Origin of the sequence: Thermoanaerobacter brockii subsp. finnii Ako-1 (genome assembly GCF_000175295.2) — a bacterium.
GTDB lineage: Bacteria > Bacillota > Thermoanaerobacteria > Thermoanaerobacterales > Thermoanaerobacteraceae > Thermoanaerobacter > Thermoanaerobacter pseudethanolicus.
In genome coordinates, this window is record NC_014964.1 from 313,013 (window position 1) to 326,268 (window position 13,256).

10 protein-coding genes are annotated in these 13,256 nt (G+C 36.4%); 5 read left to right on the forward strand and 5 right to left on the reverse strand.

The annotated features are described in order from the left end of the window. The first annotated feature begins 41 nt into the window (after positions 1 to 41). Positions 42 to 2,435 (forward strand): heavy metal translocating P-type ATPase, encoded by a 2,394-nt coding sequence (locus THEBR_RS01440; RefSeq protein WP_009053001.1) that lies wholly within the window; start codon positions 42 to 44, stop codon positions 2,433 to 2,435. Positions 2,436 to 2,649: 214 nt separating this feature from the next. Here THEBR_RS01440 and THEBR_RS12740 read toward each other — a convergent pair whose 3' ends face one another. Continuing rightward, the gene (locus tag THEBR_RS12740) at positions 2,650 to 2,796 is read right to left on the reverse strand and encodes an ATP-binding cassette domain-containing protein (protein WP_081448153.1); all 147 of its coding nucleotides are present in this window, start codon (positions 2,794 to 2,796) and stop codon (positions 2,650 to 2,652) included. After that, positions 2,786 to 3,421, reverse strand: coding sequence for an EAL domain-containing protein (locus THEBR_RS01445; protein WP_009053000.1), 636 nt, complete (start codon positions 3,419 to 3,421; stop codon positions 2,786 to 2,788). The genes THEBR_RS12740 and THEBR_RS01445 overlap by 11 nt, the downstream gene beginning before the upstream one ends. Positions 3,422 to 3,517: 96 nt before the next feature. Here THEBR_RS01445 and THEBR_RS01450 point away from each other — a divergent pair, with 96 nt between their 5' ends. The 3 genes from THEBR_RS01450 (at position 3,518) to THEBR_RS01460 (ending at position 6,714) form a co-directional block, all read left to right on the forward strand. Next, on the forward strand, positions 3,518 to 4,228 hold the full coding sequence (locus THEBR_RS01450; RefSeq protein WP_003867780.1) for an N-acetylmuramoyl-L-alanine amidase family protein: 711 nt from the start codon (positions 3,518 to 3,520) through the stop codon (positions 4,226 to 4,228). Then, positions 4,225 to 4,563, forward strand: a complete 339-nt coding sequence (locus tag THEBR_RS01455; protein WP_003867781.1) for a phage holin — start codon at positions 4,225 to 4,227, stop codon at positions 4,561 to 4,563. Before THEBR_RS01450 ends, THEBR_RS01455 begins: the two co-directional genes overlap by 4 nt. A gap of 249 nt (positions 4,564 to 4,812) precedes the next feature. Next, positions 4,813 to 6,714 carry a DUF4914 family protein gene (locus tag THEBR_RS01460; RefSeq protein WP_009052999.1) on the forward strand — a complete coding sequence of 634 codons (1,902 nt, stop codon included), beginning with the start codon at positions 4,813 to 4,815 and terminating at the stop codon, positions 6,712 to 6,714. A 297-nt stretch (positions 6,715 to 7,011) separates the two neighbouring features. Here the strand turns inward: THEBR_RS01460 and THEBR_RS01465 are convergent, their stop codons facing one another. Then, positions 7,012 to 8,199, reverse strand: coding sequence for a glycine C-acetyltransferase (locus tag THEBR_RS01465; RefSeq protein WP_003867784.1), 1,188 nt, complete (start codon positions 8,197 to 8,199; stop codon positions 7,012 to 7,014). 19 nt (positions 8,200 to 8,218) lie between these two features. Continuing rightward, positions 8,219 to 9,265: an L-threonine 3-dehydrogenase gene (gene tdh / locus THEBR_RS01470; protein ID WP_003867785.1), complete on the reverse strand. Its 1,047-nt coding sequence runs from the start codon at positions 9,263 to 9,265 to the stop codon at positions 8,219 to 8,221. Between the two features lie 224 nt (positions 9,266 to 9,489). Here tdh and nifJ point away from each other — a divergent pair, with 224 nt between their 5' ends. After that, a complete protein-coding gene (nifJ, locus tag THEBR_RS01475) occupies positions 9,490 to 13,005 on the forward strand; it encodes a pyruvate:ferredoxin (flavodoxin) oxidoreductase (RefSeq protein WP_009052997.1) in 3,516 nt (1,171 codons plus the stop codon). Positions 13,006 to 13,031: 26 nt separating this feature from the next. Here the strand turns inward: nifJ and THEBR_RS11695 are convergent, their stop codons facing one another. Then, a complete protein-coding gene (locus THEBR_RS11695; RefSeq protein WP_009052996.1) occupies positions 13,032 to 13,193 on the reverse strand; it encodes a CDIF630_02480 family spore surface protein in 162 nt (53 codons plus the stop codon). Between the last annotated feature and the right edge of the window lie 63 nt (positions 13,194 to 13,256).

Sequence of the window (13,256 nt, forward strand, 5' to 3'; positions counted from 1 at the left end):
ATTTCCTATAAGAAACTAAAAGATGAAGAGGAGATGAAAATATGGCCGAAAAAGCTAATTTAAAAATAACAGGGATGTCTTGTGCAGCTTGCGCAACAAAAATAGAAAAAGGGCTTAAAAGCTTAGATGGAGTTTTAGATGCAAATGTAAATCTTGCGATTGAAAAAGCAACAGTTATATATGATCCAGATAAAATTAATATATGCGATATGGAGAAAAAAATAGAAGATATAGGATATGGTGTAATAAAAGATAAAGTAGAGCTTGCACTTATGGGTATGTCCTGCGCATCCTGCGCTGCTAAAATCGAAAAAACCTTAAAAAACCTTCCTGGTGTAAGCAACGCATCAGTCAACTTTGCGACGGAAACGGCAACTGTTGAATATGATTCAAATGAAATTGATACAGAAAAAATGATTAAAGCGATAAAAGATATAGGATATGATGCAAAAGAGAAGACTGGAGTAGGTATTGACACTGAAAAAGAGATAAAGGAGAGGGAAATAAATACATTAAGAAAATTGGTAATATATTCAGCGATTTTAACTGTCCCACTGGTATTATCAATGTTTTTGGTAATGTTTAAAGTTCCAGGAGGGATACTTGAGAATCCGTGGTTGCAGGTGTTTTTATCTTCACCTGTTCAGTTTATTGTGGGTCTTAGATATTATAAAGGGGCGTGGAACAATTTAAAAAATATGACGGCAAATATGGATACTTTGGTAGCTATGGGAACATCTGCAGCATATTTTTATAGTTTGTACAATGTATTTACAAAACCCTCTCATGAGATACACAATTACTTGTATTTTGAGGCATCAGCAGTTATTATAACGCTTGTAACATTGGGTAAGCTGCTTGAAGCTACAGCCAAAGGGAAAACATCTGAAGCAATAAAAAACCTCATGGGACTACAAGCAAAGACCGCAAGAGTGATAAGGGATGGACAAGAATTAGATATACCTATTGAAGAAGTCAAAGTCGGGGACATCGTTGTTGTAAGACCGGGCGAAAAAATACCAGTTGACGGTAAAATAGTTGAAGGTAGTTCCACAATAGATGAATCTATGATAACTGGAGAATCTATTCCTGTAGAAAAAGGCGTTGGTGATGAAGTAATTGGTGCTACAATAAATAAAACAGGAACGTTTAAATTTGAAGCGACAAAAGTGGGTAAAGATACGGTACTATCGCAAATTATTAAAATGGTGGAAGACGCCCAAGGTTCCAAAGCACCAATTCAACAAATTGCTGATAAAATCTCTGGTATTTTTGTACCCACAGTTATGGGTATAGCTGCTACCACATTTTTAATCTGGTATTTTGGGTATGGAGATTTTAATGCGGGCATAATAAATGCAGTATCTGTGCTTGTAATTGCGTGCCCGTGTGCGCTTGGACTTGCAGTTCCCACTTCTGTGATGGTAGGGACAGGAAAAGGAGCAGAAAATGGTATACTCATAAAGGGAGGAGAACATCTGCAGAGGGCAGGAAAAATAACGACAATAGTGCTTGATAAGACTGGGACGATAACAAAAGGAGAACCGGAAGTTACAGACATAGAAGCTTTTGGAAATTTCACCGAAGAGGAGATACTAAAAATAGCGGGAATTGCGGAAAAAAATTCTGAGCATCCATTGGGACAAGCAATTGTCAATAAAGCAAAAGAAAAATTCAAAATATTGGAAGTTCCTGAGAAATTTGAGGCTATACCAGGCTACGGTATATGCATTACGATAAATGAAAAAGAATTTTATATTGGCAATAGAAGGCTTATGGATAGACAAAATATTGATATAACGCCAATTGAAGACAAACTTGTAAATTTAGAAATACAAGGTAAAACATCAATGATTTTGGCTTCCAAAGATTGTGTTTATGGCATTATAGCAGTTGCAGATACAGTAAAGAGTGACTCGGCAAAAGCTATTAAAGAGTTACAGGCTATGGGTATTGAAGTGTACATGATTACGGGAGATAATAAAAGGACTGCTGAGGCAATAGCAAAACAAGTTGGTATAAAAAATGTGTTGGCAGAAGTATTGCCAGAAGATAAAGCTGAAGAGGTTGCCAAGCTTCAAAAAATGGGAAAGGTAGTTGCAATGGTGGGAGATGGTATTAATGATGCTCCTGCTTTAGCTACTGCGGATGTTGGCATAGCGATAGGTACAGGTACAGATGTGGCGATAGAAACCTCAGATATAACGTTGATAAGTGGAAATCTTATGGGTATTGTGACCGCCATAAAATTAAGCAAAGCTACCATGAGAAATATATATCAAAATTTATTCTGGGCTTTTATATACAACACAATCGGTATACCATTTGCTGCAATGGGATTTTTAACTCCAGCTATAGCGGGAGGGGCGATGGCGTTTAGCTCAGTATCAGTTGTTTTAAATGCTCTGAGATTAAGAAGGTTTAGGGAGGGATAAATATTTAAAATGAGTTTGGAATTGTCCAAACTCATTCTTTTAATGCAGGAAGCCACACTACAAAAGTTGCTTCTTTTCTCTTTTTACTGTAGATTTTGATCAACTCTTTGCTGTTGTCCACCACTTAATTCATGGGATATCTTTTTCATCAAGTATTTTTTCCTGTTCTGTTTTTTCCATTTTTTCTATTCCAAATAAGATATTTTTTCAACTGTCATGTGTGGAAATAATGCATAGTAGCAATTAGTCTTAAAATTGTACATTTACCGCTTCCACTGGGACCTAAAAGTGCTACAATCTCTCCTTTTTCAATAGATAAATTAAAGTCCTTTAATAGATAAAGGACTGCACTAATAAGCATAATTGAACATTAATTCTATCTCCTTTGAAGTTTTAGGTCTCGATATATAATAACCTTGTATTTTGTCACAACCCCATTCCTTTAGCATACTAAGCTGTTCCTCTGTTTCTACCCCTTCCGCTACGACTTCATAGTTCATTTCCTTTGAGATATACAAAATTCCCTTAATTAATGTTTTTACTTTGTTTTCGTCAATCCTGTCAATAAGGCTTTTGTCCATCTTAATAGTGCTTATAGGAAACTCTATCATGTTTATTAAGGAAGAATATCCAACTCCAAAATCATCTAGCGAAATCTTTATTCCCCTTCTTAAAAATTCGTCTATTTTATTTACCCTTTGCTCTTTAATATCTAATATTTGAGTTTCAGTAAATTCTATGCCGATGAGATTTGATGGTATATTGTATTTACTAATAAGCTCATCAAATTTAAAGAAAAACTCATCGTCCCTAAGCTGAAGGGGAGAAACATTGATGTTAACCTTAAGCTCGATACCCTTATTCCGCCAATCTTTTATTTGTTTAAAAATATCTTCAATAATAAAAATACCAAATTCTTTGATAAGACATACGCCTGATAGATGAACGCGATCGTGATACCTGGAAAGTAGTAGGATTTGAAGCAAAGCAAGCTCTTAGCACTTTTGAGGAATTTACCTACAAAAGGCGCATTTACATTTTTTATTTTTTATATAAACTTGTTAATTTTCTTTGCATATTATATGATTATGATAGAAGAATTTACAAAATTTATTTTAATGGTGGTGAGTGAAGTGCTCATAGCTATTGATCCAGGTCACGGAGGGAAAGATCCGGGAGCAGTGGTTGAAAACTATAAGGAAAAAGACTTAAATCTAGATATCGCTTTAAAATTAAGGGAGATTTTATTGGACAAAAATATAAGCGTGATTATGACAAGAGATAAAGATGAAACTGTAGATTTGCAACAAAGGTGTGATATTGCTAATAAGAACAAAGTAGACTACTTTATTTCAATTCATTGCAATAGTTTTAAGGACCCTACTGCAAATGGTACGGAAACTTATGCATATCCGGGAAGCATTGTAGGCCAAAATTTAGCTCAATATGTCCAAAATGAGATAGTAGAAATGTTAAAAACGGCGAATAGGGGGGTAAAGTATGCAACTTTTTATGTTTTAAAACACACCGTAATGCCAGCAATATTGGTTGAAACAGCTTTTATGTCAAATCCGCAAAATTTAGATTTGCTTTTACACAGACCAGATATTTTTGCACAGGCGATTTCAAATGGGATAATTAAATTTTTAGAAAGTATAAATTATCAACAAACTGATGATATTAAAAAATTGCGCAGGAAAGGGATTATAAATGAGCATTATGATCCTAAAAGTTTTGTCACATGGGGAGAATTTGCTTCTGTTATAATAAAAATATTGGGGGGAACAAAATGAGAGATTTGATTATGACAATTTTGACTGCTGGTGTTCAACTTGGTATAATGGTCGTGCTTGGATATTTGATTGATTATTTAAATACCAAAATTGGTATGGAAAAAATGAAAAGATATTACGAAATTGCAAAAACTTTTGTGCAAGCAGTAGAACAACAAATAGGGCCTGGCAAAGGACCAGATAAGAAAACAGAAGTTTTTAATTTATTAAAGAAAGTGATTGGCAATAAGTTGACAGATGAAGAGATAGATAAATTAATAGAAGCGGCAGTTTTTGAAATGAATTATATATTGAAATTGAAAGGTCTAGAAAAGCAAGCTGAAGTGAATAAGTAAAAGCGCTCCATTAGGAGTGCTTTTGTTTTTATCACCTATTACTAATCAAAATTGCAAGAATGCGATTCAAAAATTTCATCAATGTAAAAGATTACAGAAGATATGTGCGCAAAAGAACGATATTATGACAAAAAGTTCGGAATGTAGATACATACTAAAAATTATTTTGCAAATTTTATTATTCAAATTGCAAACTTGAAAAATTTTTTGTATAATATTCTTATACTTATTATTGTGAGGTGGTATAAGATGGACTTTTCTCTCATTACTAATAAGGAAACAATGGAAATTATAAGTAAAATGAGCCTACCAGAAGAAGTAGAGGAAATATTAAAAAAGTGTCCTAAAATAACAATTCCAGAAAGTAGACAACATCTTCTTGAAATTTCTGTTGGGGGGAATAATGACTTTTTTGAAGTTTTTTATGATGTTCCAGGGAAAGGAAAAGTATTAGAAGCCACCGTGGCAAGATGTAAAAACGGATTAGCAGTTAATTATCCTGAGCCTTATATGAGAAGGAGAGAGCCAGACTGTCTCGTCGTTGCCGATAATGGGGAGACAGATAAGCCAAGATTTATGGAAAGATATAAATACGATTTTGAGGAGTTAAGACAGAAGACTTTTGAATGGTTAAAAGATCAGAATTTAATTGTTATGCCTTTTATGGCCGGTGGTGAAGAATACGGCTATCCTTCGCTTTTATTGGCACCCGAAAATGCTGGTTTCTTTGCTACAGCTCTTGCAGATATTCAAGGATTTATACCTAAAAAGGAAATACCGGAAGGTTTTACTCCGAAAGCAATAGTATATTCAGCTCCTCCATTTAGGCATACCCACTTTAATGGAAAGCAAGTAGTTGTACACAACCGCTTAGAGAATCTTTATGAACTTTTTTCGTATAACTTGTATCCTGGCCCAAGTGCAAAAAAAGGAATATATGGAGTACTCTTAACAATGGGAGAAAAAGAAGGGTGGATTACTGCTCATGCTTCTGCAGTAAGAATAATTACTCCTTATGACAATATATTGACTATTATGCATGAGGGTGCCAGCGGTGGCGGAAAGAGTGAAATGTTGGAACAGATTCATAGAGAACCTGATGGTTCTATAAAGGTAGGACGCAATTTAGTAACAGGGGATGAAATATATGTAGAGTTGAAAGAGGCTTGTGAGTTGCAGCCTGTAACTGACGATATGGCCTTATGTCATCCTAAATTGCAGCAAGGCAAAAAGTTGGTTATAAAAGATGCAGAAAAAGGTTGGTTTATACGTGTAGATCATATGAATGAATATGGAACAGACCCTCATTTTGAAAAGTTATGTATCTATCCTAAAGAGCCTTTAATCTTTTTAAACATAGACGGAGTGCCTAAATCCACTTGTCTTATATGGGAACATATTATGGATGCACCTGGCAAACCTTGTCCTAATCCTCGTGTAGTTATGCCAAAAAGATTTATGCCAAATGTAGTTGATGAACCTGTAGAAGTGGATGTAAGAAGTTTTGGTGTGAGGACTCCGCCCTCCTCAAAGGAAAAACCATCATATGGGATAATAGGTATGTTACATTTGTTACCACCTGCTCTTGCTTGGTTGTGGAGACTAGTGGCGCCGAGAGGTCATGCAAATCCCAGCATTGTAGAAACTGAAGGGCTTCAAAGTGAAGGAGTAGGCTCATATTGGCCTTTTGCAACGGGGAAAAGAGTAACCCATGCAAATCTCTTGCTCCAACAGATTATAAATACGCCTGGTACTCGATACATTCTTGTTCCAAATCAACACATAGGTGTATGGAAAGTTGGATTTATGCCTGAATGGATAGCTCGTGAATATCTTGCAAGAAGAGGAAGCGTGAGATTCAGGCCAGACCAAATTACACCAGCGAGAAGTAGTCTCTTAGGTTATGCTTTAAATACATTAAAAATAAACGGAAGCTTTATTCCTCGTGAATTACTGCAAGTCAACAAGCAGCCAGAAGTGGGAGATGAAGGATATGACAAGGGTGCAGAGATGTTAAATGAATTTTTCAAAAGAGAATTAAAACAATTTTTAGTACCTGAACTTGATCCCCTCGGCAGAAAGATTATTGAAACGTGTTTAGAAAATGGAACTTTAGAGGACTATATAAAACTTTTAGGAGATTATAGATAAATTGAAAGAGAAAAGAGCCTGTACTAAGTTGTATGGGCTCTTTTTTTGTGGTTCTTTGTCAAGAGTTGGGGTGGGTATTTTTCTGAATGCCGCCCTTTAGTTTTAAACTGAAATATGTAATCGTTGTGTCAGCTTTCAGAAATTTTGTGATATAATTGGTATGCACTTATTCTGATGCTTCTTTTTGATAAATTTTGTTATTTAACCAATTTTATTATAACAGGCATTCAGAATAAGTGCGCTATTTTTTATGGATGATTTTTATCCACCCCAACATTTGTTAGAGAACCAAATTTTTTAAATTATATTCAATTGTTTTCCGACTTTTTCAAAAGCTTTTAAGGCAGCGTCTAAGTCTTCTTTTGTATGGGCAGCTGTTACAATTGTTCTTACTCTGGCTTTGTTTTTAGGTACAGTTGGATATACTATTCCTTGCGCGAAAACTCCTTCTTCAAAGAGTTTTCTGCTAAATTCGAGAGCTTTAGTTTCTTCGCCTATTATTACAGGGGTGATAGGTGTTTCACTCTTGCCGGTATCAAAACCTAAAGATTTTAACTTTTCTTTGAAATATTTTGCGTTATCCCACAGCTTGCGAGTGAGAGCATCACTTTCACTTAAAATATTTATAGCTTCTATTGATGCTGCAACTGCCGCAGGAGGTAGAGCTGTACTGAAGAGGAAGGGTCTGCCTCTATGATTTAGCCATTCTATAAGCTCTCTTTTGCCAGCTACATATCCTCCAACAACTCCGATTGCTTTGGAAAGTGTGCCTATTTGTATATCAATTCTTCCGTGTAAGTTGAAATGGTCAGCAGAGCCTCTTCCGCTTTCACCTAAAACGCCACTGGCATGTGCGTCATCTACATAAGTTATTGCACTGTATTTTTCTGCCAATTTCACTATTTCGGGGAGTTTCGCTATATCGCCATCCATGCTGAATACTCCGTCAGTTATTATCATTTTGACTCTGTATTTATCTTTTACTTCTTTTAATACTCTTTCTAGGTCCTCCATGTCACTGTGTTTGTATATTACCACATCTGCTCGGCTTAATCTGCAGCCATCGATGATACTGGCGTGGTTTAATTCGTCACTTATTATGACGTCTCCTTTGTCAACAACTGCTTGAATGACGCCCATGTTTGCTGTAAAACCTGATTGGAAAGTGAGAACTGCTTCTTCTCTTTTAAATTCAGCTAATTTTCTTTCAAGTTCTTCGTGAATTGTCATGTTTCCTATTATCGTTCTTACGGCGCCAGCACCAACTCCCCATTTTTCAATAGCTTCTATTGCGGCTTTTTTTAACCGCGGATGATTTGCAAGGCCGAGGTAGTTGTTTGAAGAAAGGTTTATAACTTCCTTTCCATCGATTATAGAACGGGGGCCAGAGGGACTTTCAAGGACAGTTAATTTTCTATACACACCTGCTTTTTTGAGTTCTTCCAGCTTTTCTTTTATAAAGTCAAGGTCATGAATGCTTGACATATTAAAAACCTCCTTTTGTTTATGGATATAATACAACTTTGCCACATTGGCCTTTTATCATTAGTTCCATCCCTTTTTGGTATTCAGTGAGAGGGAAGGTATGGGTGATTATTGGCTTTAATGCATCTTTTAATCCTGAGCGCAATAAACCTTTTACTTGGTACCAAGTATCGTACATTCGCCTTCCTGTGATGCCGTGTATAGTTATGCCTTTAAAAATGACATCATTGGTTATGTCTATAGGGACTTCATTGTCAGGAAGACCTAAAATAGACATTCTTCCGCCTTTTGCGATATATTTAAGACCTTGCCTTATTGCAATCGAGCTTCCAGAGAAGTCCAATACTACATCCGCGCCGTAGCCTTCTGTTTCGCTTTTTATTATACTGACAACGTCTTCTTTAAGAGGGTTTATAACTCGTGTTGCACCTAATTTATGAGCAAGTTCCCTTCTGTATTCGACAGGTTCTATTGCAAATACAGCTGAAGCTCCTGTTGTTTTAAGAAGTGGTATCGCCATCATACCTATAGGACCGCAACCTACTACAGCGACAGTTTTTCCTACTACCTCTCCAGAAAATACTGTGTGAACGGCGTTTCCAAGGGGTTCTTGTATGGAGAGAAGTTCTAAAGGTATGTCTTTATCGTTTAGCCATACATTGCTTTCCGGGACTTTAATGTATTCTGCAAAAGCACCGTCTGTATCAACACCGAGTATGAGGGTGTTTTCGCAGATGTGGGCATTACCTGTTCTGCAAGCTTTGCATTTTCCACATACTATGTGAGTTTCCGCACTTACTAAATCTCCAACCTTTACAGATGTTACATTTTTACCTATTTCTACAACTTCTCCTACAAATTCATGTCCCATTGTCTTTGGAGGTTTTATGCGGCTTTTTGCCCATTCATTCCAAACGTAAATGTGAACGTCTGTGCCGCAAATAGATGTAGCTTTGACTTTTATTAAGACTTCATCCGGTCCTATTATTGGTATTTCTTTTTTTATTATATCTGCACCCTCTGTGGTATGTTGTTTAACAACAGCGGTCATATATCCTTCCACCATGGACAACTCCTTTTCTTGTACACTCAACTTAATACATAATATATTCTATATTTTTAGAAGAATTCCTTCTTACATTACAAAAAAATTTGAAGAACTACATTTTTTCCAGAAAAGTTTCACTAAATAAAGGTGAAAAAGGCTTTAAAATGTATGATAATCCTTTTTTGTCAAATAATATATCTGAATATATGAATACAAATTTAAAATTGGTGAGGAGGAAACTTATGAAAAAGTCAATGAAAACAATGGACGGAAATACAGCTGCTGCCTATGCCTCTTATGCTTTTACTGAGGTTGCAGCAATTTACCCTATTACGCCTTCTTCTCCAATGGCAGAAAATGTCGATGAATGGGCTGCCCACGGCAAAAAGAACATATTTGGACAACCCGTGAAGGTTGTTGAAATGCAGTCAGAAGCAGGTGCTGCAGGTGCTGTCCATGGTTCTTTAACTGCAGGCGCTTTGACAACCACATATACCGCATCACAAGGACTTCTTTTAATGATACCAAACATGTATAAAATAGCAGGAGAGCTTTTGCCGGGGGTTTTTCATGTAAGTGCCCGTGCTATTTCTGCCCATGCACTTTCTATATTTGGTGACCATCAGGATGTAATGGCAGTAAGACAAACAGGTTTTGCACTTCTTTCTTCTTCAAATGTCCAAGAAGCTATGGATATGGGTTTTATAGCACATCTTTGCGCGATAAAATCGAGAGTACCTTTTTTGCATTTTTTCGATGGTTTTAGAACCTCTCACGAAATGCAGAAAATAGAAGTGGTGGAATATGAGGATATTGCAAAGCTTTTGGACTTAAAAGCAGTAAAAGAGTTTAGAGATAGGGCACTTAATCCAGAACACCCTGTTGTAAGGGGTACTGCTCAAAATCCTGATATATACTTTCAGGGAAGAGAGGTAGCTAATAAATTTTATGAAAAAGTTCCCGAAATAGTGGAAGATTACATGAAAAAATTTAAAGAATTGACTGGAAGGGAATATCATCCCTTTGATTATTATGGAGCAAAGGATGCAGAGTACATAATTGTTGCAATGGGGTCGGTGTGTGACACAATAGAAGAGACAATTGATTATTTGATGAAAAAAGGTGAAAAAGTAGGCTTAATTAAAGTGCATCTTTACAGGCCTTTTTCAGAGAAGCATTTTTTTAATGTGCTTCCTGGTACAGTAAAGAAAATCGCTGTGTTGGACAGAACAAAAGAACCTGGTTCTATAGGTGAACCGCTATATCTTGATTTGGTTAAAGCTTTTTACCACAAAGATAAGAAGCCTGTAATAGTAGGAGGAAGGTATGGCCTTGGCTCAAAAGACACAACTCCTTCTCAAATTATTGCTGTGTATGATAATTTAAAGAAAGACTATCCAAAAGATCGATTTACAATAGGAATTGTAGACGATGTAACTTATACCTCATTAGAAGAAGGTGAATTTGTAGAGACAACTCCTGAAGGCACTGTAAGCTGTAAGTTTTGGGGATTAGGCTCTGACGGTACAGTTGGTGCAAATAAATCGGCTATTAAGATAATTGGGGACAATACAGATTTGTATGTGCAGGCATATTTTCAGTATGACAGCAAAAAATCAGGTGGAACTACTATTTCCCATTTGAGGTTTGGTAAAAAGCCGATTAAATCCAGCTATCTTGTAAATCACGCTGATTACATTGCTTGTCACAATAAATCTTTTATTTATAACTATGATGTGCTAAAAGGCCTTAAAAAAGGTGGCACCTTTGTGCTAAATTGTCCTTGGAGCAAAGAGGAACTTGATGACAAACTGCCTGCCTCAATGAAAAGATACATTGCTGAAAACAGCATCAATTTTTATATAATAGATGCAGTGTCTATTGCGCAAGAGGTAGGATTAGGTGGCAGAATAAACATGATAATGCAGACTGTGTTTTTTAAACTAATAAACATAATACCTTTTGAAGAAGCGGTTAAGTATTTAAAAGATTCTATACAGAAAGCCTATGGCAAAAAAGGGCAGGATATAGTGGAGATGAACTTAAGAGCTGTAGATAAAAGCATAGAAGCACTTGTAAAGGTAGAAGTGCCTGAAGAGTGGAAAAACGCAAAAGAAGGGCAAAAAATTATAAAGCCAGAGCCTGATTTTGTTAAAAACATACAAAGACCTATAGAAAGAAACGAGGGAGACCTGCTTCCTGTAAGTGCTTTTGTCGGCATGGAAGATGGCACATTTCCTACTGGCACTACCGCATACGAAAAGCGAGGGATTGCGGTACTGATACCTGAATGGCAAATAGACAATTGCATACAGTGTAACCAGTGTTCATTTGTTTGTCCTCATGCGGTTATAAGACCGTTTTTGTTAACTGAGAAAGAGGTAAAGAAAGCGCCGCCAACTTTCAACGTAAAAAAGGCTATAGGGAGAGGTTTAGAGGGACTTTGGTATAGGATACAGGTAAGTCCTCTTGACTGTACGGGATGTGGCAATTGTGCAGATGTGTGTCCTGCACCTACAAAGGCCCTTATAATGAAGCCTGCTGAAGAACAAATAGAAAAAGAAGCGAGAAATTGGGAGTATGCTGTGACACTTGATGTTAAAGATAATTTAGTGGATAAGACAACTTTAAAAGGCAGTCAATTTGCTAAGCCCTTATTTGAATTTAGCGGTGCATGCCCCGGCTGCGGTGAGACACCTTATATAAAGCTTTTGACTCAGCTTTTTGGGGACAGAATGATGATAGCAAATGCTACAGGTTGTTCCTCTATTTATGGAGCAAGTGCGCCTTCTATTCCTTATACTACTAATAAAGAAGGAAAAGGGCCTGCGTGGGCTAACTCACTTTTTGAAGACAATGCCGAATTCGGCTACGGCATGTTTTTGGCAAATAAGCAGATAAGGGAAAGGCTTAGAGATTTGATGAAAGAAGCTATAAATATGACTATTGACGATGAATTAAAAGCCGCATTCCAAGAGTGGATTGATGGGATGGAGGATGGAGATAAATCTAAACTTGCTTCACAGAAGATATTGAATATTATAAACAAAGGTAGCTATACAAATAATGAGATAATAAAAGAGATACTTGACAAAAAAGATTTTCTTGTAAAAAAATCTCAGTGGATAATAGGGGGAGATGGGTGGGCATATGACATTGGTTTTGGAGGGCTTGACCATGTCATAGCATCAGGGGAAGATGTAAATATCCTGGTGCTGGATACAGAAGTTTATTCCAATACAGGAGGACAGTCCTCAAAATCTACGCCGTTAGGGGCAATTGCAAAATTTGCGGCAGCAGGTAAGAGGACAAGCAAAAAGGATTTAGGTTTGATGGCTATGAGTTATGGATACGTGTATGTGGCACAAATTGCAATGGGAGCAAATATGAACCAGATGATAAAGGCTTTTGTGGAGGCAGAAAAGTACAAAGGACCGTCACTTATAATAGCATACGCTCCTTGCATAAACCATGGCATAAAGTCAGGCATGGGGACAAGTATAATGGAGGAGAAAAAAGCTGTGGAGTCTGGTTATTGGCACCTTTACAGGTTTAATCCAGAACTTAAAAAAGAAGGGAAGAATCCTTTTGTACTTGATTTTAAAGAGCCAACAAAATCTTTTAGAGAATTTATTGAAGGTGAGATACGGTATTCTTCACTTAAAAACGTGTTTCCTGATATTGCAGAAAAACTTTATCAAATGGCAGAAGAGACTGCGAAAGAGCGATTTAAAAGATATAAAAAGCTGGCAGAATAACAATTCCGGGCGTATGCCCGGAATCGTTATTTTTTGTTTTCTTCTACCCATTCTTTTGCGTTTATTACTTCATTTTCACTTGGGATAGGCACATTTGATTCTTCTTTTACATTTTGTATGTTTGCCCAGGAAGCAGTCTTATGATTTTCTATTGGCATTTTGTGAGGTTTTTTTGGTTTTTTAGTCATACAATCACTCCTTTAAATGTATTATTTTCGATAATTGAAGAAATTATGACTATTATTGTGATA

What these genes read in the sequence shown, in the direction of transcription:
- THEBR_RS11695 (WP_009052996.1), bottom strand. Translation starts at nt 13,193, where the DNA reads ATGACTAAAAAACCAAAAAAACCTCACAAAATGCCAATAGAAAATCAT.
- THEBR_RS01465 (WP_003867784.1), bottom strand. Translation starts at nt 8,199, where the DNA reads ATGTCAAGCATTCATGACCTTGACTTTATAAAAGAAAAGCTGGAAGAA.
- tdh (WP_003867785.1), bottom strand. Translation starts at nt 9,265, where the DNA reads ATGGTGGAAGGATATATGACCGCTGTTGTTAAACAACATACCACAGAG.
- nifJ (WP_009052997.1), top strand. Translation starts at nt 9,490, where the DNA reads ATGAAAAAGTCAATGAAAACAATGGACGGAAATACAGCTGCTGCCTAT.
- THEBR_RS12740 (WP_081448153.1), bottom strand. Translation starts at nt 2,796, where the DNA reads ATGCTTATTAGTGCAGTCCTTTATCTATTAAAGGACTTTAATTTATCT.
- THEBR_RS01460 (WP_009052999.1), top strand. Translation starts at nt 4,813, where the DNA reads ATGGACTTTTCTCTCATTACTAATAAGGAAACAATGGAAATTATAAGT.
- THEBR_RS01450 (WP_003867780.1), top strand. Translation starts at nt 3,518, where the DNA reads ATGATTATGATAGAAGAATTTACAAAATTTATTTTAATGGTGGTGAGT.
- THEBR_RS01440 (WP_009053001.1), top strand. Translation starts at nt 42, where the DNA reads ATGGCCGAAAAAGCTAATTTAAAAATAACAGGGATGTCTTGTGCAGCT.
- THEBR_RS01455 (WP_003867781.1), top strand. Translation starts at nt 4,225, where the DNA reads ATGAGAGATTTGATTATGACAATTTTGACTGCTGGTGTTCAACTTGGT.